The 25,929-nt window shown below is 70.9% G+C and carries 21 protein-coding genes; 8 read left to right on the top strand and 13 right to left on the bottom strand.

Annotated elements, in window-relative coordinates; translation table 11 throughout:
* Positions 1-76: 76 nt before the first annotated feature.
* A complete protein-coding gene (locus KBX34_RS03755; protein ID WP_210923266.1) occupies positions 77-2,482 on the bottom strand; it encodes a ricin-type beta-trefoil lectin domain protein in 2,406 nt (801 codons plus the stop codon).
* 245 nt (positions 2,483-2,727) lie between these two features.
* Entirely contained in the window at positions 2,728-3,570 is an 843-nt protein-coding gene (locus KBX34_RS03750) for a copper resistance protein CopC (protein WP_210923265.1), read from the bottom strand.
* A gap of 123 nt (positions 3,571-3,693) precedes the next feature.
* On the opposite strand from KBX34_RS03750, the gene KBX34_RS33970 reads away from it, so the two are divergent.
* From KBX34_RS33970 to KBX34_RS03735, 3 genes are read left to right on the top strand one after another with little or no spacing between them, the layout of a single operon-like run.
* Entirely contained in the window at positions 3,694-4,164 is a 471-nt protein-coding gene (locus KBX34_RS33970) for a hypothetical protein (protein ID WP_210923264.1), read from the top strand.
* A 5-nt stretch (positions 4,165-4,169) separates the two neighbouring features.
* The gene (locus KBX34_RS03740; RefSeq protein ID WP_210923262.1) at positions 4,170-5,510 is read left to right on the top strand and encodes a hypothetical protein; all 1,341 of its coding nucleotides are present in this window, start codon (positions 4,170-4,172) and stop codon (positions 5,508-5,510) included.
* A gap of 36 nt (positions 5,511-5,546) precedes the next feature.
* Positions 5,547-6,314, top strand: coding sequence for a nucleotidyltransferase domain-containing protein (locus KBX34_RS03735; RefSeq protein WP_210923261.1), 768 nt, complete (start codon positions 5,547-5,549; stop codon positions 6,312-6,314).
* Between the two features lie 27 nt (positions 6,315-6,341).
* On the opposite strand, the gene KBX34_RS03730 is transcribed toward KBX34_RS03735, so the two are convergent.
* The 3 genes from KBX34_RS03730 to KBX34_RS03720 form a co-directional block, all read right to left on the bottom strand.
* A complete protein-coding gene (locus KBX34_RS03730) occupies positions 6,342-7,736 on the bottom strand; it encodes an NAD(P)/FAD-dependent oxidoreductase (protein WP_210923260.1) in 1,395 nt (464 codons plus the stop codon).
* Positions 7,737-7,919: 183 nt separating this feature from the next.
* Positions 7,920-9,503, bottom strand: a complete 1,584-nt coding sequence (locus KBX34_RS03725; RefSeq protein ID WP_210923259.1) for a DivIVA domain-containing protein — start codon at positions 9,501-9,503, stop codon at positions 7,920-7,922.
* A 280-nt stretch (positions 9,504-9,783) separates the two neighbouring features.
* Positions 9,784-11,364 (bottom strand): FAD-dependent oxidoreductase, encoded by a 1,581-nt coding sequence (locus KBX34_RS03720; RefSeq protein ID WP_374223652.1) that lies wholly within the window; start codon positions 11,362-11,364, stop codon positions 9,784-9,786.
* 70 nt (positions 11,365-11,434) lie between these two features.
* Between KBX34_RS03720 and KBX34_RS03715 the strand changes: the two genes are divergently transcribed.
* Positions 11,435-12,019: a helix-turn-helix domain-containing protein gene (locus tag KBX34_RS03715; protein ID WP_088948553.1), complete on the top strand. Its 585-nt coding sequence runs from the start codon at positions 11,435-11,437 to the stop codon at positions 12,017-12,019.
* 72 nt (positions 12,020-12,091) lie between these two features.
* On the opposite strand, the gene KBX34_RS03710 is transcribed toward KBX34_RS03715, so the two are convergent.
* A complete protein-coding gene (locus KBX34_RS03710; protein WP_210923257.1) occupies positions 12,092-12,754 on the bottom strand; it encodes a response regulator transcription factor in 663 nt (220 codons plus the stop codon).
* Positions 12,751-13,881, bottom strand: a complete 1,131-nt coding sequence (locus tag KBX34_RS03705; protein WP_210923255.1) for a sensor histidine kinase — start codon at positions 13,879-13,881, stop codon at positions 12,751-12,753. The genes KBX34_RS03710 and KBX34_RS03705 overlap by 4 nt, the downstream gene beginning before the upstream one ends.
* A gap of 143 nt (positions 13,882-14,024) precedes the next feature.
* Here KBX34_RS03705 and KBX34_RS03700 point away from each other — a divergent pair, with 143 nt between their 5' ends.
* The 3 genes from KBX34_RS03700 to KBX34_RS03690 are packed head-to-tail and all read left to right on the top strand — an operon-like array spanning position 14,025 to position 17,212.
* On the top strand, positions 14,025-15,014 hold the full coding sequence (locus tag KBX34_RS03700) for a carboxymuconolactone decarboxylase family protein (protein WP_210923253.1): 990 nt from the start codon (positions 14,025-14,027) through the stop codon (positions 15,012-15,014).
* 9 nt (positions 15,015-15,023) lie between these two features.
* Complete coding sequence (locus tag KBX34_RS03695) at positions 15,024-15,476, top strand: DUF6220 domain-containing protein (protein WP_210923252.1); 453 nt, start codon at positions 15,024-15,026, stop codon at positions 15,474-15,476.
* On the top strand, positions 15,473-17,212 hold the full coding sequence (locus KBX34_RS03690; protein ID WP_210789947.1) for a multicopper oxidase family protein: 1,740 nt from the start codon (positions 15,473-15,475) through the stop codon (positions 17,210-17,212). Before KBX34_RS03695 ends, KBX34_RS03690 begins: the two co-directional genes overlap by 4 nt.
* Before the next feature lie 47 nt (positions 17,213-17,259).
* On the opposite strand, the gene KBX34_RS03685 is transcribed toward KBX34_RS03690, so the two are convergent.
* The 6 genes from KBX34_RS03685 to KBX34_RS03660 form a co-directional block, all read right to left on the bottom strand.
* A complete protein-coding gene (locus KBX34_RS03685; protein ID WP_210923249.1) occupies positions 17,260-19,227 on the bottom strand; it encodes a discoidin domain-containing protein in 1,968 nt (655 codons plus the stop codon).
* A 153-nt stretch (positions 19,228-19,380) separates the two neighbouring features.
* On the bottom strand, positions 19,381-19,560 hold the full coding sequence (locus KBX34_RS03680; protein WP_099854229.1) for a hypothetical protein: 180 nt from the start codon (positions 19,558-19,560) through the stop codon (positions 19,381-19,383).
* 19 nt (positions 19,561-19,579) lie between these two features.
* Positions 19,580-20,458 (bottom strand): carbohydrate ABC transporter permease, encoded by an 879-nt coding sequence (locus tag KBX34_RS03675; RefSeq protein ID WP_088948546.1) that lies wholly within the window; start codon positions 20,456-20,458, stop codon positions 19,580-19,582.
* 11 nt (positions 20,459-20,469) lie between these two features.
* Positions 20,470-21,444 (bottom strand): sugar ABC transporter permease, encoded by a 975-nt coding sequence (locus tag KBX34_RS03670; protein WP_307871320.1) that lies wholly within the window; start codon positions 21,442-21,444, stop codon positions 20,470-20,472.
* A 70-nt stretch (positions 21,445-21,514) separates the two neighbouring features.
* Positions 21,515-22,837 (bottom strand): carbohydrate ABC transporter substrate-binding protein, encoded by a 1,323-nt coding sequence (locus tag KBX34_RS03665; RefSeq protein ID WP_088948545.1) that lies wholly within the window; start codon positions 22,835-22,837, stop codon positions 21,515-21,517.
* 153 nt (positions 22,838-22,990) lie between these two features.
* On the bottom strand, positions 22,991-23,968 hold the full coding sequence (locus KBX34_RS03660) for a LacI family DNA-binding transcriptional regulator (RefSeq protein WP_231927417.1): 978 nt from the start codon (positions 23,966-23,968) through the stop codon (positions 22,991-22,993).
* A 118-nt stretch (positions 23,969-24,086) separates the two neighbouring features.
* Between KBX34_RS03660 and KBX34_RS03655 the strand changes: the two genes are divergently transcribed.
* Positions 24,087-25,910, top strand: coding sequence for a beta-galactosidase (locus KBX34_RS03655; protein WP_210923247.1), 1,824 nt, complete (start codon positions 24,087-24,089; stop codon positions 25,908-25,910).
* The last annotated feature ends 19 nt before the right edge of the window (positions 25,911-25,929 follow it).

Here is a 25,929-nt window from a genome sequence, read left to right as displayed (position 1 = left end):
CGGCGCGCCGGTGACCCTGCGCCACACGGTTCGGGCGCGGCCCGACCGGAGGTCGGACCACGCCCCTCGCCCGACGTCAGCCGGTTACCCCGGCACTGACCACCCACTTCTGGTGGGCGCCGCCCGCGTACGTGCCGAGCTGGATCTGGGTGCGGTCGGCGCTGCTACCGCCGGCGGCCTCCAGGACCTTGCCGGACTGCGGGTTGCGGATCGACCCGTCGGACTGCGGCTGCCAGACCTGCGCGGCGGTGCCGTTGCAGGTCCAGAGCTGCACCTTCGTGCCGTTGGCGGTGCCGCCGTTGTCCACGTCCAGGCACTTGCCCAGCACCCGGTACGTGTCGCCGACCTTCGTCCACGACTGCGCGGTGGTGCCGTTGCAGGTCCAGAGCTGGATCTTCGTGCCGTCGGCGGTGCCCGCGTTGTCGACGTCCAGGCACTTGCCACCGACGCCGGTGATGGTCCCACCGGTCGGCGGCGGGGGACTGCCGGGGATCGAGTTGAGCGTGTACCACGCCTCGGTGCTCCACAGTGACTGCCCGCTGGTGGAGGTGAACGGGCGCGGTGACCGCAGGTGCACCACCCTGCCGGCCTTGCGTCCGGGCACCGTGAGGCTGACCTTCTTGCCGTCCGACGAGAGGGTGGCCGAGGTGACGGTCAGCGTCTCCTCGTCGATCTTCGGACCGCCGTAGTTCGAGGTCGCCACGTACCTCCACTGCTTGAGCTTGTACCGCGCGGCCAGGTCGGTGGCGGTCGCCGTCGACACGGGCTGGGTGTACTCGACCTCGAAGCCGGTCGTGGTGGCGCGCATGGCGAGCATCTCGAACGTGGTGGCGGTGTTCGGGGTGAGCTTCTGCAGGCCGTACGACAGCTTCCCGGTCTGGCCCCAGTTGCCGCCCGCGCCGAGCCCGCCGACGTAGATCGCGCCGTCCGGGCCGACGTTCACCTCGGAGACGCCCGCCTCCAGGCCCTGGGTGAGCCGGAAGAGGGCGCCCTGGTATTCGCCGTTGACCTTCTCCACATTCGCCCGTTGCAGGCCGCCGTACGTCACGTCGCCGATGACGAACTGGCCGGCGTAGCGGCCGGTGGTCAGGTACAGCGGGGTGCTGGGCGAGTTGGCGATCTCGTTCTGTGGCATCCAGAGCACCGGCGGGGTGACCGGGTTGGTGTCGAACGGGCCAGCCGGGTTCGTGTAGTGGTTGAAGAACCGCCCCTGCTTGACGTGCACCAGCTTCGACGAGGGCAGCCAGCCGCCCTGGTTGTCGGTGACGAAGATGCCGCCCTCCGGGCCCCAGCCGATGCCGTGCGGGGTACGCAGGCCGCCGGCGACGTAGCTGACCGCGCCGGTGTCCTTGTTGATTTTGAGGGTGCTGCCCCGGTTGGCGGCGGGCTGCGGGTTGGTGGTGGCGCCGCCGGAGTTGATCGACACCGACAGGTTCAGGTAGAAGAACCCGTCCTGGTAGAGCAGGCCGAACGCGAACTCGTGGAAGTTGCCCCCGTACGGCCAGGTGGCGACGGTCTCCAGGCGCTCGGCCACCTCGTCGCCGCCGGTGTTGACCAGCCGGGTCAGCCGCTGCTTCTCCGAGACGTAGACCACCCCGTCGACGATCTTCAGCCCCATCGGCTCCTTCAGCCCGCCGGCGATCTTCTTGGTGGTCACGGCGCCCGGAGTGGTCGCGCCGCCGGTGTTGCCGAGGATCCAGACCTCACCGTCCTGGGACGTGCCGGACTGGTCGCTGCCGCCCCAGGTGGAGACGACCAGCCGCCCGTCGGCCAACCAGTCCATCCCGGTGACCTTCGGCTGGAAGCCGCTGGGCCGCAGGTTGGTTAGCGTGTAGCCCGGGTGCACCCCGGTCAGCGGCAGGCCGTCGCCGGGAGTGTCGGCGATGCCCTCGCACTCCTTGCGGCCCGGTGCGGTCACCCGGACGACGCCGGCGTCGGTGCTCAGCGCCGAGTTCGGTACGACCACGAAGGACGACGAGCCGGGCGTCTTCCACTCCAGGGTGATCTGCTGCCCGCCGTCACGCTCGAAGTGGTCGATGCGCAGCGGGTGCAGCCCGGCGGTGAGGGTGACGGTGCCCTCCTTGGGTGGGGTCGCTCCGTGCAACCCGTCGTGGTCGATCACCACGGTGTTGTCGATCGCCAGTTTGGACCCGTCGTCGCTGCTGAGCCGGAACGTGTAGCTGCCGGCCTGGGTGGTGGTGATGTTGCCGAGCACCTGCGAGACGAAGTTGTCCTCGAAGCCGAAGTCGGCCGCCGAGGTCCAGTTGATTGTGGACATCAGCTTGTCCACGTTCGGGGTCTGCGCGGGCTTGAGTGTGCAGAGCGTGGAGAGCGGCACCTGCACGTCGAAGACGCGCAGCGTGACACCCGGTTCCTGCGCGGGGGCGGCGGTGGCCGGAGCGGCCCAGAGGCCGGCGGTGAGGACGAGTGCCAGCGCACCCAGTGCGGGTTTGTGGAGTCGGCGTAGCAGGCGTGTGCCCATCGTTCCTCCAGGAGGCGGTGGAGTGTCCGACGGCCGGCGCAAAGCAGCGGTGAGGATGGCCGTCGGCCCGGGTCCGTAACGTCCTCGACGCCGACGAGTGACGTTGCGGAAACACCGGGTGGATGGATCGAGACATTAAGGCGTTTCGATTGGAGTGTCCATGGCTTCGCCTCGATACATCAAAAGTTCCTCGTGTCCGTGCGAAAGTTCGCGGTGGTACGCGCAGGTATGCGGGTTTTGGCGGCCTATCGCCGTCCGCCTCGGGCCCGGCCACCAGCCCGGTTGCCGGGCTTGCGAGGCGTGTTCGCCGCCTTCCCCGCGTTGGCCGTCTTGCCCGCCCTGCCAACCGGTCGGCGGGTCGCGGTGGCGCCTCCCCGTGCGGCGGGTCGACGGCGGGCCGCCACCAGCACGATCGCGGACACCACGACGACGATCAGGGCCGGGACCAACCAGGGCGGGAACCCGCCGTCCCGCCGCTCTTCCGTGGCGCCAGCCGGATCGCTCGCCGGGACGCCGGTGGCGTCCGACGGGCCGCCGGTCGCCCCCGGGCTCGCCGACCCCTCGCCCTCGGCCTGGGCAAGCAGTGTCGCGTCCGGCCCCGCCGTGGGCACCACCCAACCGGCCGGCGCCGGCGTACTCGGCCCCTGGTAGTCGAAGGTGACGTTGCCCCGCACCGCCTCACCGTCCGAGGCGACGGAGAGATAGCTGGCGGTGTAGCGACCCTTCGCCGGCCAGTGGGCGACGGTCACCATGGCCGGGAAGCCGGTGTGGTAGAGCCGCGGCTCGAACACACCGTTGACCATGAAGTACTCCTGGACCGGCTTGTCCAGGCGCTTCGGCTCGCCGAACGACCAACCATTGTCCACTCGCGACCCGTCCGGCCCGGTGACGGTGAAGTGGGCGTTCGAGGCCGGTTTCTCGGTGAAGTACAACCCCAACTGTGTCAGCGGCTCGCGCACGACGGTGCCGGTCAGCGGGGTGCTGGTCGCCAACTGGCCGTGCGCGGACGCCGGTGCGACCGGCAGCAACAGCGACACCACCACCGTCGCGGCCAGGGCCGCCAGGGTGCGGCTCAGGATGTGACGCATAGTGACGAGCCTCGATCGCATTGGTTCATCATGGTCATATCCCCGCCGCCGAACAAGACGTACAGTTCTCATCCCCGACGATCAACCCGACACCCGTCCCCTCGCGTCGTTCGGAGCCCGCCCGTGTCCGTCCGTACCCCCGCCGGCCGCACTACCGCCGCCCTCGCCGCCGCCCTCACCGCCCTGCTCCTCGTCGGGTGCGGCCAGGACGACGATCCCTCCGTCGCCACCCCCTCGGCGGCACCGACGTCCGCCGCGCCGCCGAGCGCCACCACCGCGCCGACCCCGACGGCCAGCGCCACCCCGAGCGCCGCCGCCAGCACCCCGGCCGTGGACCGGGAGATCACCGTGACGATCGCGAAGCGGCGGGTCGATCCGCCCACCGGACGAATCACCGTGGGTAAGGGCGAGCTGGTTCGGATCACTGTCACCTCCGACGCGTCCGACGAACTGCACGTGCACGGCTACGACCTGGGCGCTCGACTGCCGGCCGGCACCCCCGGGTTGGTGGAGTTCCGGGCCGACAAGACCGGGCTGTTCGAGGTGGAGACGCACGAGACCGAGCTGGTGCTGTTCCAGCTCGTCGTCCGCTGAGCGACATGACCGCCGCTCCCACGCTGCTGGCACACGGCGTCGGGGGTCGCCAGGACCTGCCGATCACGCTGCCGCAGCTCGTCGTCGCCGCCGCGCTGACCCTCGTCGTCACGTTCCTCGCCCTGGGCCTGCTCTGGCGTGAGCCGCGACTCGACCGGGACGCGACCGGGGGCCGACCGGTGCCGGGATGGCTCGCCCGACTCGTCGACGCGCCCACCTTCCGGTGGGTGCTGCGGGTGCTCGGCCTGCTCGCAGCCGCCTGGTTCTGCCTGGGTCTGCTGGGCGGGCCGGACACGGCGGACAACCCGACGGCCGGCGCGCTCTACGTGCTGCTCTGGGTCGGGCTGGCGCCGCTGTCGCTGCTGCTCGGCCCAGTCTGGCGAACGGTCAACCCGCTGCGCACCGTTCACCTGCTGGCGGCGCTGGCCGTGCGGCGCGACCCGCGCCGAGGGCTCCGTCAGCTGCCGGCCGGCGTGGGATGGTGGCCGGCAGCCGCCACCCTGTTCGGCTTCGTCTGGCTGGAACTGGTCGCACCCGACCGCGCCACCCTGCCGGTCATCACCGCCTGGCTCGCCGCGTACGCGGTGGTCATGCTGGCCGGCGCTGCGGTGTTCGGCGCCGGCTGGTTCGACCACGCCGACCCGTTCGAGACGTACAGCGCCCTGATCGGTCAGCTCGCCCCGGTCGGCCGGGCAGCCGACGGCGTGCTGGTGTGGCGCAACCCGCTCGACGGGATCGCCGGGCTGCGGCCCCGCCCCGGCCTCGTCGCCGTGGTGATCGTGCTGCTCGGCTCCACCATGTACGACAGTCTCTCCAACGCGCCCGGCTGGCTGCGGTTCAGCCAGGAGAACGGCCTGCACCCGGCGGTCACCGGCAGCGCCGGGCTGACCCTGGTCGTCGCCGCCGTGGCGGTGGCGTACCTCGCCGCCACCGGAGCCGCCGCGCGCATCGGCCGCTCCGACCCGGCCGCCGCCCGGGGCGTGCCGGGCGAGATCGCTCACTCGATCGTGCCGATCGCGGTGGGCTACGTGGTGGCGCACTACTACTCGCTGCTGATCCTGGAGGGCCAGCGCACCGTCGCGCTGCTCTCCGACCCGTTGGGCACCGGCGCCAACTGGCTCGGCACCGCCGGCTGGGAGCCGCACACCGGGCTGGTCACGCCGTCCGGGGTGGCCACCCTCCAGATCACCGTGATCATCCTCGGGCACCTGCTCGGCACGCTGCTCGCCCACGACCGCGCCCTGTACCTGTTCCCCCGGGCCCGGGCGGTGGCCGGTCAGCTGCCGCTGCTGGCGCTCATGGTCGCGTACACCGTCGCCGGTCTGCTGCTGCTCTACGCGGGGTAGCCCCGCCTGGTTGCGACCCGTGCGTCATGATGGCCCGTGGACTCCGATCTTCAGCGCTACCTCGATGACCTGGTCGCCGCCGCCCGCGACGTCCTCGGGGCCGACCTGGTCGGCGCGTACGCGGCCGGCTCGGTGGGGCTCGGCGCGTACCAGGCCGGCCGCAGTGACGTGGACGTGGCGCTGGTCAGCGCCGGTCCGCTCACCGACACCGCCAAACGGGCGCTGGTGGCGCGGCTGCGGCACGAGGCGCTGCCCTGCCCGGCGCGAGGGCTTGAGCTGGTCGCCTACGACCGGGCAGTGGCCGCCTCGGGCACCCCGGAACCCGGTTTCGAGCTCGAAATCAACACCGGGGCCGGCATGCCGTTCCGGTGCACCCTCGACCCGGCCGACCGGCCCGCCGCCGACGGCCGCTTCTGGTACGGGCTGGACCGCAGCATTCTGCACCAGAGTGGGCTGCCGCTGCTCGGGCCGCCAGCGGGGGAGGTCTTCGCCGACCTCACCCCGGCCGACCTGCGTCGACTGCTCATCGAGGCGCTGTCCTGGTGGCTGGCCCTGCCGACACCACCGGGGGACCAACCCGCGCCCGGCACGGAGGATGCGGTGCTCGGCGCGTGCCGCTCGCTGGTGCGGCACCGCGACGGAGTCTGGCTCGCGAAGGTGGCGGCCGGCCAACGACTGGTCGACGCCGGTGACCGGGCCGAGGTGATCGGCCAGGCGATCGCCGCGCGGCACGGCGGGCCGCCGCCCACCGGGGCGCGGGCCCGAGCCTTCCAACAACGGGTACGCGACGAGATCGCCGCGTAGCCGGCCCGGCCGCCACCGTGAAGACGGTCAGCGGACCGGGCTGGGCTGCAACGATGCGAAGAGCAGGTTGAGACCCTCGGTCATGGTCGGGTGCGTGATGACCGCGTCGCGCAGGGCGGTCCACGGCATCCCGGCGAGCATGGCCAACTGCACCGAGGTGATCACCTCACCGGCCTCGGCGCCGAGCAGTGCCGCGCCGAGGATCCGGTCGGTGCTGGCGTCGATGACCGCCTTCCACATGCCCTTGGTCTGGCGCAGGGTGCGCGCCCGGGGGATCGCGGCGACCGGCAGGTGGACAACCTGGACGTCGTACCCGGCGCGGCGCGCCTCGGTCTCGGTGAGCCCGACCCGGGCCAGCTCCGGGGTGGTGAAGACGGTGTACGGGATCAACCGGTCGGCGGTGCTGCGCTGTCCACCAGCGAGGTTCGCGCGGATGATCCGGTAGTCGTCCAGCGAGACGTGGGTGAACTGCGGGCTGCCGGCGACGTCTCCGGCCGCCCAGGTCCGCTCTGCGCTGGTGCGCAGGTGCTCGTCGACCTCCACGAACCCCCGTTCGCTGAGGCGTACGCCGGCGGCGTCCAGGCCGAGCCCGTCGGTGACCGGTGCCCGGCCGGCCGCCACCAGCACGTCGTCCCCGGTCACCAGGCTGCCGTCGTCCAGCGTCACCCGGACCGTGCCGTCGACGTCGCGGTCGACCCGGGCGACCGCGACGCCCACCCGTACGTCGATGCCGTCGTCGACGAAGACGCGCATCACCGCGTCACTCACGTCGGGGTCCTCGCGGGTGAGCAGTCGCGGGCCGCCCTCGATCAGCGTCACCGCGCTGCCGAACGAGGCGAACATCTGCGCGAACTCCACCCCGACGGTGCCGCCGCCGAGCACCACCAGCCGGCCCGGCAGCCGGTCCAGGTGCAGCAGGCTGTCGCTGGTCAGCACCCCGGCCTCGGCCATCCCGGGCACCGAGGGCAGATGCGGACGCGTACCCGTGTTGATCACCACGTCGTCGCCGCGCAACAGCCGCTCACCGCCGTCGGCGAGCGACACCCGTACGGTCCGGGGGCCGACGAACCGGGCCTCACCGATCACCAGGTGCAGACCGGAGTCGAGGAACTGCTGCCGGTTGGCGGCGACCATCCCCTCGACGACGTCCTGCTTGTGCGCGCGCAACAGGTCCACGTCGACCCGGCCGCCGTCCACCACCAGGCCGAGCGCGGACGCGTCACGCAGCAGGCGCGCCGCCCGTGCGCTGGTCACCAGCGCCTTCGTCGGGATGCACGCGACGTTGATGCAGCTGCCGCCGATCATGCCGCGTTCGACCATGGCGACCCGCTGCCCGGACCGGGCGACGTCCATGCTCAACGTCTTCCCGGCCTTGCCGCCGCCCACGACGAGCAGGTCGAACTCCTCCGGTCGGTCGGTCACCGGGCGCTCCTCTCGGTCGCCGGCGGGCCGGCGGCCACCGCTGGTGCGCGGCGGTCAGCCCAGCCTGCCAGCTGCACGGAAGACGCCGGCCCGGTTCGGCCCAGAATCCCCCCGGGTCGACCGCAGGCGAGACCGTCCCGGGCCGTGCGGGATCGCAGGGGCCCGGGACAACCGTCACCGTCATCAGTGCCGGGCGGCGCCGTTCTCGCTGACCGGCTGCCCGAAGGCCAGGAACGGCACGGGGGTCGGGGCGTCGGGCCGAGTGAAGATCCGCTCGGCCTCGTCCGTGGGCGCGTCCGCCGGCCGGTCGGTGGGCGTGTTCACCGACTCGTCGAGGTTGGTCGGCCGGTGCGAGCGCTCGGCATCGGACTGCTCACTCCCGGACTGGTCGGCGGCGGACTCGTCGTCACCAGGCCGGTCACTCTCGTTGCGCACCTCAGCGACCCGATCGGCGGGGGAGCGGTCGGCGCTGGGGCGATCGAAACCGGAACGGGAACCCACCATCGGGTACTCGGCGGTCTCCGTACCCCCGGCGGCCGCGGCCATCACCGCGGCGGCGGCGAGGTCGGCCACCCGCTTCGCCTCCCGCTGCACCCGGGCGCGGACCTCCTTGGCGTGCCGCTCGGCGGAGTCGCCGGCCCGTCGGGCCTCCTCCAGCCGGGCGCTCTCGGCGGTGAGGTCCCGGCGGACCTCACTGAGCCGCTGCTGCATCCTCGACAGCTCGTTCTCCAGCGTCTCGCCCTCCTCGCGGATCTCGGCGAGCTGCTGACTGCCGGTCTCCAGCTCGGTGTGCAGCGCGGCGGCCTCCTGCTGACGCTCCTCGATCTCCTGCTGGAGGGCGGTGAGCTGCTGCTGGTGGCTGGCGGCCTGCTCGTCGGCGCGGTTGCGCAGCTCGGTCACGTGCTGCTGCGCTTCGGCCAGCAGCGCGGCGATCTGCTGCTCGGTCGCGTTGCTCTGCTCAGCGAGCTCCTGCTCAGCGGCGGCCTGCTGCTCGGCGATGTCCCGCTCCGCGGCGGTCCGACGCTCGTTGACCTCGCGCTCCACGTTGGCCTGCCACTGGGCCATCTCCTGCTGGTTCTTCGCGCGGGCCGACTGGAGTTCCTGCTGGATCTGGGTGCGCGCCGACTTCATCAACGCGTCGGCGGCGACCCGCGTCTGGTTGAGCTGCTGCGCGCTCTGTTCGGTGATCCGCTTCGCCTCGTGCTGGGCGCGCTCGTGGGCGGCCTCACCGTCGGCGCGCAGCTGCTCCGCGTGCTCGCGGATCGCGGTCAGCTCGGCCTCGGCCAGGGTGCGCCGCTCCTCGTGCGCCTGCTCCTGCTCGGTACGCCGGGTCGCCAACTCCTCGGCCAGGTCCTGGCGTGCCTGCGCGGCCCGCTCACGGGTGTCGGCGAGGATGCGCTCCGACTCGCTGCGCAGCTCGTTCGCCCGGTCGGTCGCCGACTCGATGATCATGGCGGCCTGCTTGTCGGCGAGCGTCATGATCTCGGCGACCATCGGCCCCAGATCGTGGATCGTCGCGCGGTCCACCTGCACCGGTTGCTCCTGAAGGTCGGCCAGTTCGGTACGCAGTCGCTGCACCTCGGCGGTCAGTTCACGGACCCGAACGGCGGAACGCCCATGCTCCCCACTGAGCATCGCGATCTGACCGTCGAGCTGCTCCAGGTGTCGGTCCACCTGGCGTTTGTCGTAGCCGCGCAGGGTGAGCTCGAAGTGTGGCCGCGAGGCCGCATCGTCGCGTCCTGCGCGCGGCTCAGCGCCAATGGACATGCACCATCCTCCGTACGATCGGGGGGCGTGAGGGTCGGCGGTCGCCTGCCCCGCGGGCCGTCAGTGTGGCGCAACGCTACCGCCGAGCCGACCTCATGCGAAGTCCCGCCCCACCCCCTCTCACGTCTCAGTGCCCGCCGGCCCCCCGCCCGCGCCCCGCCCACCTCCCGCCTGCGTCGATCATGGAGTTGTGGTGGGTGACAAAGGTCGTGGACCATCACCATTCCGGCACCACAACTCCATGATCGACGGAGTGGGCTTCGCGCGCGTCGACGGCGGTCTAGCGGCGGCGCGCCACGAGCACCGCGTCGTGGATTGTTATCTGCTGGCCGTTCTCGTCGGTGGCTGCGCGGGGGCGGGCCTCGGCCGTCAGCACCTCCCAGTCAGACGGGTCCAGGGTGGCGGCCACGTCCTCGGCGGTGAACATCATGTCCGGCATGTGCATCCGGCGTGCCGTCGTCCACAGATCCGACGGGTGGTGCCCGACGATCAGCAGAACTCCGCCCGGCGCCACCGCCGCGGCCAACCGGGCGAACAGCTCCTGTCGCTGCACCGGCGGCAGGTGCATGAACTGCGCCGACACCAGGTCGTACGCCTCCTCGGCGGGGGGCTTGTCGCGCAGGTCTGCGTGCGTGAAGTCGATCCGAGCACCGACGCCGGCGGTGTCGGCGTGCGCGGCGGCCCGGTCCAGTGCGGTGGTGGAGATGTCCACCGCCGTGACCTGCCAGCCGCGCTCGGCCAGCCACACCGCGTCGGCGCCCTCCCCGCTGCCCACGTCCAGCGCGCGCCCCGGGGGCAGGTCCGCGACCTCGGCGACCAACTGCGGGTTCGGCCGACCACTCCAGACCGACGGCCGGGACTGGTAGCGCTCCTCCCACGCCGGTTCCTCGAACGCGGTGGCCACCACCTGGCGGTACGCGGTGACCGCAGCCCGGGTCTCCTCGGCGATCAGGTCGGCGTTGATCGCCGCGCCGGCGGTGAGGCCGGCCGCGGCGGACGTGATCACCTGGCCACGGATGTCGGCCACGTTGCCCGCCACCCAGACGCCCGGGACGCTCGTCGCGCCGGTGGGATCGGCCGGAATCTGGGCGCCGATGACGTGCTCGCCCATCGTCACCTCCTCCGGGGCCAGGCCCAGCCCTACCAGCAGGCCGGAGCGGGGGGTCAGCCGCGTCGCGACCACCACCGCGTCGAGCGCCACCACCCGCCCGTCGGCCAGCCGTACGCCGGTCAGCGCGTCCCCGGTCACCTCGATCTCGGCGATCGGGCCCGGGACAACCGCGATGCCCCGGGCGGCGAGCCGCTCGGCGGCCTCCGCGTCCGGTGCGGGGGCGTCGTGCAGCAGGAGCAGCACGTCGGCACTCCACTGTCGCCACATCTCGGCCTGGTGCACGGCGAACGGTCCGGTCGCCAGGATGCCGATCCGCCGGTCGCGAACCTCCCAGCCGTGGCAGTACGGGCAGTGCAGCACGTCGCGTCCCCACCGCTGGGCCAGACCGGGCACGTCGGGCAGTTCGTCGGTCAGCCCGGTGGTCACCAACAGCCGACGGGCGCGCACCGAACCCCCGCCGTCGAGGCCGAGCCGGAACCCGTCGTCGTCGCGGGTCACCTCCTTCACCCGCCCGGTGTGGAACTGCCCGCCGTACCCGGCGACCTCGGCCCGCCCGACCTCGAGCAACTCGCCCGGCGGCGTCCCCTCCCGGCCCAGGTAGTTGTGCACCCGGTCGGCCGGCGCGTTGCGCGGCTCACCGGAGTCGATCACCAGCACCGACCGGCGGGCCCGGCTCAGCGCCAGGGCTCCGCTGAGCCCAGCGGCGCCGCCGCCCACCACCACCACGTCGTATGTCTCTTCCACCGGTATCTCCCTCTGACTCTGTCGGCTGAGCCCACCATGCGTCGCCCCCGGCCAGGTGGCAACTATCCTTGCCGTTATGGCAAATGAGGACTCCGCCGCGCTGGCGGCCGTCGGCCCCCGGCTGCGTGCCCTGCGCAATCAACGCGCGATCACGCTGACCCAGCTCGCCGACCTCACCGGCATCTCGGTGAGCACCCTGTCCCGGCTGGAATCCGGCAGCCGCCGACCCACCCTGGAGCTGCTGCTCCCGCTGGCCCGCGCCTACCAGGTGGCGCTGGACGAGCTGGTCGACGCCCCGGCCACCGGCGACCCTCGCGTACGCCCCAAACCGATCGTCATCCACGGCATCACGTTCCTGCCGTTGACCCGCCGACCGGGCGGCCTGCAGGCGTTCAAACAGATCTTCCCGCCGGATCCGTCCGCCGGGGAGCGAACCCCGCAGACCCACGAGGGGTACGAGTGGCTGTACGTGCTGTCCGGCCGACTGCGCCTGCTGCTCGGCGACCGTGACCTGATGCTGACCCCGGGCGAGGTGGCCGAGTTCGACACCCGGGTCCCGCACCTCGTCCTCAACCCCGGCCCCGGCACGGCGGAGGCCCTCAGTCTCTTCGGCCCGCAGGGGGAGCGGTTGCACGTTCGCGCCCGACCCGCCGCGGGCTGAGGCGCTGGCCCCGCTGGTGGCAGGCCGGGCGGGAGGGACTTCCGACCATGGTCTGCGCCACCGGACCGGTGATCACCGGCGACGCGGTGTGATCAGCCCCGACTCGTACGCCCACACGACCAGTTGGGCGCGGTCGCGGCAGTGCAGCTTCGCCATCGCACGGTTGACGTGCGTCTTCGCGGTCAACGGACTGATCACCATTCGCAGGGCGATCTCGTCGTTACCCAGCCCTCGGGCGACGAGTTCGACGATCTCCTGTTCGCGCGCGGTCAGCACCTCGCGTCCGGCCGCTGACTCGGCCGGCGGTGGGCTGGCCACGAACTCGCTGATGAGCGTGCGTGTGACGGCCGGGGCGAGTAGCGCGTCGCCGCGAGCCACGACGGCAACGGCCTGCAGCAGGTCGGCGGGGTCGGCGTCCTTCAGGAGGAAACCGCTGGCGCCGGCGCGGAGTGCGGCGAACACGTAGGAGTCGAGCCCGTAGTTGGTGAGGATGAGGACGCGGACCGCGGCGAGGTCGGGATCAGCGGCGATGCGCCGGGTGGCCTCGATACCGTCGAGCCCCGGCATCTGCACGTCCATGAGCACGACGTCCGGTCGTAGGCGTCGCGACAGCTGGACGGCCGATCTGCCGTCGGTGGCCTCGCCGACCACCTCCAGGTCGTCCTCGGCGTCGAGTAGCGCCCGGAATCCGGCCCGCATCAGAGCCTGGTCATCGACGAGCAGGACCCGAATCATGGTGTGCCGTCCAGGGGGAACGTCGCCCGTACCGTGAATCCGTGGTCGTCGCGGGCGGCGGCCCGCAGGGTGCCGCCCAGCCCGGTCACCCGTTCCCGCATGCCGCGCAGGCCCACGCCGGGTGTCGTCGTCCGGTCCGGCGACGCTTGGCCGTCGTCGGCGACCGAGACGGTCAGCTGCGCCGGGGCGTACTCGACGTGGATCTGCGCGGTGGCGGGACCGGCGTGGCGGGCCACGTTGGTCAGGGCCTCCTGGACGACGCGGTACCCGGCCTGGTCGACCTCGGCGGGTAAGTCCCGGGGCCGACCGGTGACGGTCACCTGCACCGGTACGCCGGCCGCCCGGGTCCGCTCGGCAAGCTCGTCCACCCGGGCCAGTCCGACGGGGTCTCCGTCGGTGGGGGAGCGGAGAACGTCGAGCGTCGTGCGCAGTTCCCGCATCGCGGCGCCGCTGGCCTCCTGGATCGCCAGCAACGTGGCCGAAGGTTCCTCGCCGTGCTTGCGGGCCAGGTGCACGGCGATCCCGGCCTGGACCTTGATCACGGAGATGCTGTGGGTCAGCGAGTCGTGCAGATCCCGGGCGATGCGCAGGCGCTCCTCCCCGGCACGACGCAACGCCATCTCCTCGCGGGTGCGTTCAGCCTCGATCGCCCGTTGTTCGACCTGTTCCAGGTACGCCCGACGCTGCCGGGCGACGAGCCCGGCGACGTTGGCCGCCACAAACCAGCCCAGCAGGAGGGCGGTCCAGTCGACGATCAGCTGGCCGGGCCGGTCGGCGGGCGCGGCCGAGATGTCGCGGGCCAGGAAGCCGCCGAGGAAGACCAGACTGGCCGAAACGGTGGCCGATCGGTGCCCCCGCCAGGCGGCGACGTACGCCGCGCCGAGGACGGGGAACGCCACGGACAATCCGGGGTGCACCCGGACGTGCAGGGCCAGCATGGCGGCGGTCACCACGCCCAACGCCACCACCGGGTAACGCCGGCATACCGCCATGGCCGCCGCCATGGCCAGGACCAGGAAGACGTCGACCACCCGCACCGGAGCGGCGTCCGGCGCGAGCGCGGCGTTGCCGAGCAGGAGGCCACCGAGTGCGAGGCCGCTGAGGGCGTACGGCAGGTCGCGACGCATGGTCGCACTGTAGAACGGGCCGCCACCCGCGAGCATCCACCGCCTGCGGTAGGTGGGCGTACTGCGGACGCGGTATCGGCGGCCAGCCAAGTGCCTGCGGTGGCACGACGCTTTTCCGACCCCTCAGGTCAAGCATCGAACCCATGACATACCGCTTCTTCACCCCGGCTCCAGCGAGTGCGGCAACCGGTCTGACCGGCGAGGTCTACCGGCAGCTGAGAGACGAGTTCCTCGGCCCGGCACCCACCTTCCAGGCGCTCGCGGCCGTGCCGGAGGTGCTGGCCGCGACCTGGTCGCTGATGCGTGAGGCCCTGCTCGCCGGGGACGTGTCCCGGGTCGACCGCGAGATCGTCGCGTCGGCGGTGTCCCGGGCCAACCGCTGCCGGTTCTGCGTCGACGCCCACGTGATGCTGCTGCACGCGCTGGGCGAGCACGAGGTGGCCGAGGTCATCGCCCGTGGCGGGACGCCGTCCGAGCCGAGGCACGCCGAGCTGGCCGCCTGGGCGGAGGCGAGCCGCAGCCCGATGGCCGCCGGCTGGACCAGTCGGTACGGCCCCGAGGTCACCGGCACCCTGCTCGTCTTCCACTTCATCAACCGGGTCGTCTCGGCGCTGCTCGACCCCGATCTGCTGCCCGGTGGCCTGCAACGCTCCTCAGTGGTGCGGTCGGTCGGGGGCCGGCTCTACGCCAGGACGGCCCGGGAACCGAGGCAACCCGGCCGCAGCCTCCCGCTGCTCGACGTCGGTACGACGGAACCACCGGCCTGGGCGGGGGAGAGCCCGGTCGGCGTCGCGTACGCGGCCCTGAGGAACGCCGCCATGCAGGCCGGGGACCTGCTGGGCGACGTGGCGCGCCAGACCGTCACGGCAGCCGTGCGCTGGGAGGACGGCCGCTACCCCGCCCGGCCCTCGGACTGGGCCGTCGACCTGGTCCGGGACGTACCCGGAACGGACCGCGTCGGGACCCGGATCGCGTTGCTGGCGGCGTTCGCACCCAGCGCGATCAGCGTGGGCGACGTGGCCCTCTGGCGGCTCTCCCATCCCGCCGACGCCGACCTCGTGCGGCTCGTCGCGTACGGGGCGATCACGGCCACCGATCACGTCGCCCGGGCCCTGACCTCGGCACACCTCTAGGAGCTCACCATGCGCAAGGCATTCGTCATCGTCAGCATCCTGTTGCTCGTCTCGTTCGCCCTGCAGTTCGTCTTCGCCGCCGTGGGCGGGTTCACGAAGCCCGCCGGCGACGGCGCGTACGCCCTGCACAGCGTCAACGGCATGGCGGTCATCCCCGTTCTCACAATGCTCACCGCCCTGTTCGCCGCGCTGGCGAAGGCGCCGGGCCGGATCATCGGACTGGCGGTCCTGCCTGTCGGGCTCGTCGTCGTGCAGGCGCTCATCGCCATGCTCGCGAACGCGTCCACCGACGACGCCGGCGCCAGCACGCCGCTCGGCCTGACCATCGCCGGGCTGCACGCGGTCAACGGAATCATCGCTGTGCACGTCGTGGTCGGCGTGTTGAGGGCAGCGCGACAGCTGGACCGACCGGAACCTGTCGACGCCGCACCCGTGACGGTTCTCGAGGGGGAGCCGGCATGACCACCGGCTCGCTGCTCGCGGCCGACCTCGTGATCGCGGTCCTGGCGGCCGGCGGATGGCTGGGCGGTGGTGCGGCGTCCGCCGCTCGGCGTCGCCCGCTCGCGCTGGGGCTGGCGGCCTTCGCGCTGCTCGCCACGCTCGCCCGCGCGGTCACGATCACCGCGCTCGCCCGCACCGGCTGGTGGTTCGCGGCCGAGAAGGTCCTCATCGCCGCCCCACTGTCGCTCGCGGCGGTCGCCGTCGCCGGGCCGCGGCTGCTGCGGGCCGCGGGTGACATCCGGTCCGTCGCGGTCCCGCTCCTCTTCGCCGGGTACGCGCAGAGCAGCGCCCTGCTCGTGACGCTGCTGCACGGCTATCCGGCGTCGGCGGGTGTGGGACTGCTGGCGGTCGCCGGGGTGCTGGCGGCAACGGCGGTCTCGTGGCTCGCCCTCGGCGCGCGCCCGTCCCGGACGGTGTCCCGGGCGGCCCTCGGGGTGGCGATCGCGGCGCTGGTCACCGGAACCGGGCTGGTCGTCGCCCCGACCGCAGCGCCCGGCGTACCCCACGATCATGAATACGGGGATGCGCGGACCGTCGGCGAACCGACCAGGCGGTTCACCCTGACGGCCGCGACCGCCACGGTGCGGGCGGGCGGCCGGGACGTCGCGGCGTGGGCGTTCAACGCGCAGGTCCCCGGGCCGGAGCTGACGGCCACCGTCGGCGACGTCATCGAGGTGACCTTGCGCAACCGGGACATCGCCAAGGGCGTCACCCTGCACTGGCACGGGTACGACGTGCCGAACAGCCAGGACGGGGTGCCCGGAGTGACCCAGGCGGCGGTCCGGCCCGGGCAGGAGTTCGTCTACCGGTTCCGTGCCGACCAGGTCGGCACGTACTGGTACCACACGCATTCGGTCTCCGACGTCGGCGTGCGGATGGGCCTCTACGGTGTCCTGGTGGTGCGCCCGACGGCGGTGACCGGCGTCGACGTCACAGTGCCGGTGCACACCCTGGCCGGTGTCGCGCTGCCCGAGCCGAGAACCGAGCCGGTGGAGGCGGGGGTGCCCGTGCGGCTGAGGCTGATCAACACCGACAGCACGACGCACCGGTACGCGTTGGCCGGCACCCCGTTCCGGGTCGCCGCGATCGACGGATCCGACCTGCACGGCCCGACCCCGCTCGTGGACACCGCCGTGTCGATCCCGGCCGGGGGACGCTACGACCTGGTGTTCACCGCGCCCGCCACGCCGGTCGCCCTGTTCGTCGATGGCCGGGCCGTCTACTCGACCGGACCGGTCTCGGCGGCCACCACCGCCTGGCCGGTGTTGGATCCGCTCACCTACGGCGGCGCTTCCGCGGTGCCGTGGTCCCGGTTCGACAGGGAGTTCACCCTCGTTCTCGACCGCGGCCTGGACCTGCGGGGACTGCTCCCGCGATACGCCCACACCGTCAACGGCGCGGCCGACCCGGACATCCCACCGCAGGTCGTACGCCTCGGTGACGCCGTGAAGTTCACGATCGTCAACCGGTCCCAGATCGTGCACCCGTGGCATCTGCACGGCCATCACGTCCTGGTGCTGTCCCGCAACGACCGGCGGGCGACGGGCAGCCCGTTGTGGTTGGACTCCTTCGACGTACGCCCCGGCGACGTGTGGGAGGTGGCGTTCCGGGCCGACAACCCCGGCACGTGGGCCAACCACTGCCACAACCTGGCGCACGCCGAAGCCGGGATGACGCTGCACCTGATGTACTCGTGAGGGAGCCTCCGGCGCGATGCCGGAGGCTCCCTGGTGTTTGTGCCCGGTCAGTTGAGGGCGTAGATCTCCGCGGCGGTGGTCCACGGGTTGCCGTTGACCTCGCTCAGGGCGCGCAGCCGCAGGTACTGCCCGGTCTTGGCGGTGAACCGGACCTCCTTCTGGCTGGCGTTGTTGGCGAAGGTGCCGGTGGCCACGGCCGTTCCCCAGTTGACGCCGTCAGTGCTGACGTAGACCTCGTACTGGCCGATGCGCCCGTTGGCGGCGCCGCCACCGCTGTCCTGCCGGGGCAGGTAGCGGATTCCGGAGACGGAGTAGCTCGCACCGAGATTGATCTGGATCTCGTGGGGCATCGGGGCGTTGCCGCCGGTGTACCTGGTGTGCCAGATCGTGCTGAGGTTGCCGTCGAAGGCGTTGGTGGCCGCCCCGTTCTCGGCGGCGGTCTCCTGGCTGTCCGTGTACTTCAGCGACCAGCCGGTGCGGGGGATGACGCCGGCGCTGGGCACGCAGACCGTGCTCAGCTGGTGCGCGCCCCGGTCGGGACGGCATCCCTGGGTGACGGCGCCACCGAAGTAGTCGCGGCTGCCCGGGGCGGTCATGACCTGGCCACTCGCCAGTGCCGGTGAGCCCGTGCGCAGCCGGTAGCCACCGGCGTCACTGATCGAGGTGGCGGTGCCCGGCGCGACGAACAGCGGATCCGCGGTGATCTTGTTCGAGTCGGCGGGCTCGCCGGCCGGGTGCTGGCCGTAGAACACGTTGGAGTCGAACAGCAGAGCGCCGGCGTTGTAGCTGGCCTGGGTCGTGGTCACGTAGAAGATGTTGTTGTAGAACTCGACATTGGCGCCGCCCGAGCCGTTGCCGTTGTTGATGATCTGGGCGGCCTCGCCCACGTAGAAGACGTTGTTGTAGATCTTCGTGTTGGTGAGCTTGCCGCAGACCAGGTCGAAGATCTGGCCGCGGTCGTTCTGGCTGATGTTGTAGCGCACGATGTTGTCCTTGGTGGTGGAACCCCCGCCGTTGCACAGCAGGATGAAGCCGCCCTCGTTGTCGTGGCTGTAGTTGTACTGGTAGATGGTGCGGATGTTGCCCTCGTCCAGGTCGAGGCCCTGGCCGTCACAGGTGCTCCGGCCACCGCTGACCTCGTTGAACTGGAACAGGGCGTCGTTGATGTTCCAGCCCCAGATGCCGGCGGCGCACTGCGCTGGCTCGCGGACCCGGAAGCCGTCCACCCGGTTGTTCTCGACCAGGGCGCTCTGGGTGTGGTGCACGTCGATGGCGTCGCCGCCGATGTCGGTGACCGTGTTGCCGCGTACGACGACCCGGGTCTGCGGAAGCCAGTTTCCGCAGGTGGAGCCGCAGTTCGGGTTGGCCAGCTCGGGTCGGACCATCCAGCGGGTCCAGAAGTGGATGCCGTAGCGGTCGACGGTGGCGATCGTGTTGTTGTTGATCAACACGTCGTCGAACTTCGTCTGCGTTGTGTAACCGAGGACCTCGAAGAAGATGCCGGCGCTGGCGTCGTCGTCCTTCTTGGTCTGGTTGCCGTTGACGTCGTGGACGCTGAGCCCGGTCACCCGGTAGTAGGTGCCGGTGCCGGAGTTCTCGCGGATGATGTGCACGCCACGGCGGGTGGCGATCGCCGACCCCTTGTTGGAGATGTCCAGGTTGCGGATCTCCCAGTACTGCTGGTTGTAGAGCTTGACCACGTCGATGACGGCGCCGTTGCCGGCCAGCACCGGCTTGGCGCCGCTGCCGTACGCGTCAATGATGATCGGTGCGCCGGCCGCGCCGGAACCCTTGGGGAAGAGTTGCTGGTTGGCGCAGGTCGTGCCTCGCCGGATCAGGATCTGATCTCCGGCGGCGAACGTCCTGGCGTTCACCGGCGTGAAGCTGTTCCAGGGACTGGCCTGGGTGCCGCTGCCCGAAGTGCTCGCGGAGCAGTCGACGTAGTAGTTCGTTGCGGCTGCCGCGGCGGGGGGCGCGGCGACGAGTATCGCGGTGGCTAGCGTGGTCAAAGCCACCAACGAGGACCTGAACAAACGCATCGGAAGTCCTAACCATGGGGGTGGTGGGGAGCAGTTCACTTCCTTGGAGCTGTCCTGCGCGTACGACCGGGGGTGAGGCCAGCGACGGGCCCGGGGGACCGCGGGCTCGTCGGCCGGCGCCGGTCCGGGTCACCGGAACTTTCGGTTGTAGTCCGCGAGAAGACCGATCAGCACGGCGAGCGCCACGAGCATGATCGCGAGGTTGCCCCATCCGACCGTGGGTCGAACGACCACCACGGTGACGACGCAGACGAGCGCGATCAGCAGCCGGGCGACGATGAGCAGAGTGGCACGCGTGGATTCCTTCATGACATCCCTTTCTCGGGCCTCAGCCCTTGACGCCGCCGGCAGCCATGCCCTGGATCAGGCGACGCTGGATCAGCGCGTACAGAAGCAGCACCGGCACGATGACGATGACCATGCCGGCGTAGAGCCGCCCGGGGTCCGCGGCCGCCTTCTGCGCGGCCATCAGGTTGAGCAGGCCGACCTGCAACGTCTTGCCCTCGCCGGGCAGCAGGGTCAGCGCGATGACGAAGTCGTTCCAGTACGCCAGGAAGTTGAACAGGATCACCGTGGTGACCGCCGGCCGGGCCATCGGCAGCATCACCCGCGTCATGATCCGGAACCGGGACGCGCCGTCCAACAGCGCCGCCTCCTCGAACTCCGCTGGAATCGAGCGAAAGTACGCGGTCAGCAGATAGATCGTGAACGGGATCGAGGTCGCCGCGTAGACCAGCGAGAGCATCGCCGGGTTGTCGAGGAAGAACCCGTCCGGAAACACGTCGACCAGCGCGCGGTCCCAGTCGACCAGCATCAGGAAGATCGGCACGACGATGTAGTTGACGTTGACGAACAGCCCAGCCAGCAGTGCCACCTCGACGATGCCCTTGCCGCGGAACTCGTACCGGGCGACGACGTACGCCGCCGGCACCGAGACAGCCAGCACGAAGACCAGGCCGAGGAGCGTGACCAGGACCGACGTGGCGAAGTAGCGGCCCATCTGCGCACCGCCGAACGCGTCGACGTAGTTCTGCAGGTGCAGGCCCTCGGGCAGGGTCCAGGGGCTGCCGAAGAACTCGCTCTTGCGTTTGAGTGAGGCCACCAGCACCCAGGCGACCGGGATCACGATGAGCAGCGTGATCCCGCCGACGAGCAGGTGGGTGAGGCCACGGCCGGGCCGTGGACCGGATTTGTTGATCGTGGTCATGGGACTGTCCTCTAGAACTGGAGGGGCTCACGCCGGGTCGCGCGGCTCACCAGGAGCGACACGAGGAACGAGAAAGCGAAGATCACCACGCCGATGGCCATGCCGTAGCCGTAGGCCGAGTTCGTGTACGCCTGCTTGTACATGTAGCTGAGCAGCACCTCGGAGGCGCCGTCCGGGCCGCCGCCGGTCATCGCGCGAACCAGCACGAAGCTGAGGTTGACCGCGCTGAGGATGAAGAAGGTCAACGTCGTGCGCAGGTTCTGCCAGATCAGCGGCAGCGTGACGGCGAAGAACTGCCGGCTGGCCGAGGCGCCGTCGAGCGCGGAGGCCTCGTACAACTCCTCCGGGATGCTCGCCATGCTCGACATGTAGATGACCATGTAGTAGCCCAGCGACTGCCACAGCATCGCGGTCGCGACCGAATAGAGCACCACCTTCTGGTCGCCCAGCCAGACCTGTTGCAGTCCGTCCAGCGAGAGCAGCCGGAGTGTGCCGTTGAGCAGGCCGTTCTCCTGGTCGTATACGGCCGAGAAGATGGCCGCGATGACCACGACCGAGAGCACGTTCGGGATGTAGAGCACGAACCGGTAGAAGGTGTGGCCGCGCAGCTTCTGCCGGGTCATGACGGCCGCGAGGAACAGGCCCATCCCCATCGTCACCACGGTCACGACCACGAGCAGCGCGACAGTGTTCTGGAACGCGCGCAGGAACTGCTCGTCGTCGACGAGCTTGGCGAAGTTGTCCAGGCCGACGAACCGCATCTGCGCCGAGAAGCCGCTCCAGCTGTAGAGCGACATCCGGAACACGCTGACGGTCGGCCAGATCATGAACAGCGCGAACAGTGCCAGCGCCGGCAGCAGGCAGGCGGCGACGAACCGACCGTCGCCGCGCCGGCCGCGTGCGGCGGAGCCACGCGCTGACGCCGGGGACCTGCTGGGCGTACGCCTGCTGGTGCCCGTGGGTGGTGGAGTGAGGGTCGTCGTCACCGTGACCAGTCCTTGGTTCTCGCGGGGGAGGGGATCGGCGGCAGCCCGGTCCCGGGCTGCCGCCGGGGCGTCACTTGCCCGCTTGCCGCAGCTTCTCGCTGGCGTCGTTCAGCGCGGTCTGCCACTGGTCGACGGTCTTGTCGCCGCTGATGATGCTGTTCGCGGTGTCGAAGAGCGTGCCCTTGATGTTCACGCCCTCGACCGGCGCGGTGCTGGCGAAGCCACCAACCAGAGCGGTGACGGTCGGGTCCTCGTAGAGCTGGTAGAACGGGGCGATCTCGGCGGGCAGCGTCGAGGCGATGCCCTTGACCGGCTGGATCGCGTTGGACTTGGCGAAGATGCCGGCGGCCTCGTCGGAGTAGAGGTACGCGACGAAGTCCTTCGCGGCGTCCTTGTTCTGGGCTCCGCTCGGAACCCAGGCCGACTCGACGATCGTGGTCAGATAGCGCTTGCCACCTGCGGTGACCGCCGGCAGCGGAGCCATCGCCCACTCGAACCCGTTGGCGCGCGGCGCGTCCTTCATCTCACCGACGACCCACGTGCCGTTCGGCATGAACAGCGTCTTGTTGTCGAGGAGCGACTGCTGGTTCTTGGTGAAGTCCTGCTCGTTCGCGTACCCCACAGTGGTCTTCGCCGCGTAGCTCAGCAGCTTGGCGGTGATGTCCAGGGCCTGGCGGGCCTGGGCGGTCTTCCAGACGCCGTCGGAGTAGGTCATTGCGTCCTTGTAGAACTGGTCACCGCCCACGTCGGCGAGCAGCGCGAAGAAGAACGAGTCGAGGTAGCCCGCGGTCGGGTAGGTGAACAGCGCGATGCCCTCGGCCTTGGCGGTGTCGCCGAGCTTGAACATGTCGTCCCAGCTGGTGGGGACCTGCCACCCCTTCTGCGCGAAGAGACCCTTGTTGTAGACCAGGCCGGTCGGCGCGTAGTACATCGGCATCAGGTAGGTCTTGTCGTCGTTGTACGGGTTCGTGCTGAGGTTGCCGACGATCCCGTCGGCGAGCTTGGCCCGCACCGTGGTCTGCTCGCCCGGCACGGTCATGTCCAGGACGCCGGTGAGGTCCTCCAGCGCCTTGTCCTTGACCAGCGTCTCGGCGAGCGCGGCCTTGCGGCCCTGGGGCAGCACCACGACGTCCGGGAACTTGCCGGCCTTCATGTTCGGGCTGATCTCGTCCTCAAGCGTCTTCGAGAGCTGCAGCTGCACGTCCACATCGGGGTGCTTGGCCTTGTACGCCTCGACGACCTGGACGTACATGTCCCGGCCGTAGCCGCCCTCGAAGGCCGCGACCTTCAGGGTCTTCTTGCCGTCGGCGTTGTCGTCGCCTCCGGAACAGCCCGCGATCAGGCTGAGCGCTGTCGTCGCGACGACAGCAAGGACGATGGGTTTTCTCAACATGGGGGTGGTCCTCCGGGGCGGGGCGCACATCGGTGCGGGAGTGATCGGCGTGCACGGGGGCGCGGGCCGCTAGATCACTGGGGCGGGCCGCGCGTTGTTACTGTGGCACCCGTAACATGAGCCGTCAAGAACGATGTGTCGACGGCGTGACGATCAGCGGGCCCGCGGCGCCGCAGTCGACTCCCGGACTATCAGGGTCGCCGGCGTCAGCGTTTCGCCGTCCTCATCGGTGCCGAGCAGGAGTGCGACAGCGGCCGCCCCGGAGCGGTAGAAGTCCTGCCGAACGGTGGTGAGCGGCGGGTGGCAGTACGCGGCCAGCTCGATGTCGTCCACGCTCACGATCGACACGTCCTGCGGCACCGACCGCCCGCGCTCCCGCAGCGCCTTGATCACGCCGAAGGCCATCTCGTCACTGGCGACGAAGACGGCGGTGACCTCGGGAATCATCGCGAGGATCTGCCCCTGGCGGTAGCCCGACTCGGGCGACCAGTCGCCCTCCAGCGCTGGTGGCGCGTCGATCCCGGCGGCCGCCAGGCACTCCTGCCAGCCCTGCCGACGCTGCCGTGCCTCGATCCACTCGTCCGGCCCGGCCACGTGCCACACCTGGCGGTGCCCCGCGTCCAGCAGGTGCTGGGTGGCCGTGCGCCCCGCCTCGTGCTGGTCGATGCCCAGCACCCGCGCCCCGGTGGTGCGCGAGCCGTCCACCGTGACGGTGGGAATGTCCCGCGTGATGTCCTCCATCCGCTGGGTCACGGAGATCAGGGGGACCGCGATGATGATGCCGTCGACGCCCTGGTCGGAGAGCTTGAGCAGGGATTTCTCCATCAACGCGGTGTCCAGCTCGGCGAGGGTCGCGATGCTCACCGAGTAACCCGCCTGACCTGCCGCCGCCTCCACCCCGGCGGTCACCGCCGAGCGCGAGTAGTAGCCGCCGGCCTGCAGCAGGACCAGGCCCAGCGTGAAGCTCCGACCCGAGGACAGCAGTCGGGGAGCGCCGTTGTACCGGTATTTGAGCTGCTCGACCGCGTTGAGCACGCGACGCCGGGTCTCCGCGTTGACGTTCGGCGAGTCGCGCAGCGTGCGCGAGACCGTCTGCGCCGACACACCGGCGGCGCGTGCCACGTCAGCCATGCTCGGCTGCCTGCCACGCATTGTCGCCTCGGTCATCCGCCCCGCCCTCCTGAGAACCCGGTACGGCGGCATCCTAGCGCCATTGTTACGGATGGCACGGGTAACATAGGCTTCCGCCATGATCGAGACGACCCGGCCGGGCAACACACTGACACCGTTGAACAGGCCATCGCCCGCGCTCGGATGGAGCGACCGTCAGCTCCACCGACACGGCGTCCCCCACCGCATCCTCTCCGGCGCCCTGCACTACTTCCGGGTCCACCCGGAGCTGTGGCGCGACCGGATCCGGCGGCTGGCCGACCTCGGTCTCAACACCCTCGACACGTACGTGCCGTGGAACTTCCACCAGCCGCTCGCCGACCGCGCGCCCCGCTTCGACGGCTGGCACGACCTTGAGGCGTTCGTCGCGCTCGCCGGTGAAGAGGGTCTCGACGTCGTCCTGCGGCCCGGCCCGTACATCTGCGCGGAGTGGTCCAACGGTGGCCTGCCAGCCTGGCTAACCGCCCGCGACGTGGTCCTGCGCAGCTCCGACCCGGCGTTCACCGGGCCGGTCGAGCGTTGGTTCGACGAGCTGATTCCCCGCATCGCACGGCAGCAGACGCAGGCCGGCGGGCCGGTCGTGGCGGTGCAGGTCGAGAACGAGTACGGCAGCTACGGCGACGACGAGGCGTACCTGCGCTGGATTCGCTCGGCCCTGCTCGACCGCGGCATCACCGAGCTGCTGTTCACCGCCGACGGCCCCACCGAACTGATGCACGACGCCGGGACGGTGCCCGGAACGCTGGCTGCGGCCACTCTCGGCTCGAAGCCCGAAGCCGCCCGTAGCCTCTTCGCCCGGCGCCGGCCCGACGAACCGTTCGTGGTCGCCGAGTACTGGAACGGCTGGTTCGACCACTGGGGCGAGCGACACCATGTCCGCGCGGTGGATAGCGCGGTCAAGACTCTCGACGCCATCATCGACGAGGGCGGAAGCGTCAGCCTCTACATGGCACACGGAGGCACCAACTTCGGCCTGTGGGCCGGCGCCAACGCGGACCGAGGCCGGCTGCAGCCCACCATCACCAGCTACGACTCCGACGCGCCGATCGCCGAGGACGGCACGCTGACCGCCAAGTTCCACGCCATGCGCGCGGCACTCGGCGCGACCGGGCAGCTGCGAGTTTCCGAGCGGATGCCGGTGCTCCCGCCGGCACAGGTGCCGCTGACCCACCGCGCCGACCTGATCGCCGGCCTGCGTGCCGTGCCCACCCCGGAGTCGACCGGTGCACGACCGGCCACCTTCGAGCAGCTCGGCCTGGACGCCGGGATGGTGCTGCTCACCGCCCACCCGAGGATCCCCACGGGTGACCACGTCGTCATCCTGACCGACGTACGCGACCGGGCGATCGTCCTCGTCGACGGTGTGCCGATCGGTGTCGCCGACTCCGAGCATCCGGAGCTGCCGATTCGCGGCACCGGTGCGGCAGTGCGCCTGGAGATCCTGGTGGAGAACCTGGGCCGGATCAACTACGGCCCGCTGGTCGGTCAGCACAAGGGCCTGCTCGGGCCGGTGCTCGTCGACCGCCGGATCGTGCACGGCTGGACCAGCTCGCCGATCGCCCTGTCCGAGTGGACACCGGACGACCTGCGCCGCGCCACCTCTGCCGGACCCGCCAGCACCGGTGCCGGCTTCGCGGTGGCGACGGTGCCCATCGAGAAGCCGGCCGACACCTTCCTCGCCCTGCCCGGGTCGGTGCACGGCCTGGTCTGGGTCAACGGATTCCTGCTCGGCCGCTACTGGGACATCGGCCCGCAGGTGACGCTCTACTGCCCCGCGCCACTGCTGCGCGCCGGCGAGAACACGGTTGTCGTACTGGAGACCGACCGGCTCGGCCCGGTCCTGGAGCTGCGCGACCATCCTGAGCTGGGCCCCACCGAGGAGTACGTGGAGGAGTTCGACTGACCGTCTGACCGGGCCCCGG

This window comes from Micromonospora sp. M61, assembly GCF_018070245.1.
GTDB lineage: Bacteria > Actinomycetota > Actinomycetes > Mycobacteriales > Micromonosporaceae > Micromonospora > Micromonospora zamorensis.
Note: the sequence above shows the minus strand (reverse complement) of the source record. Positions and strands in the feature narration are given on the sequence as shown.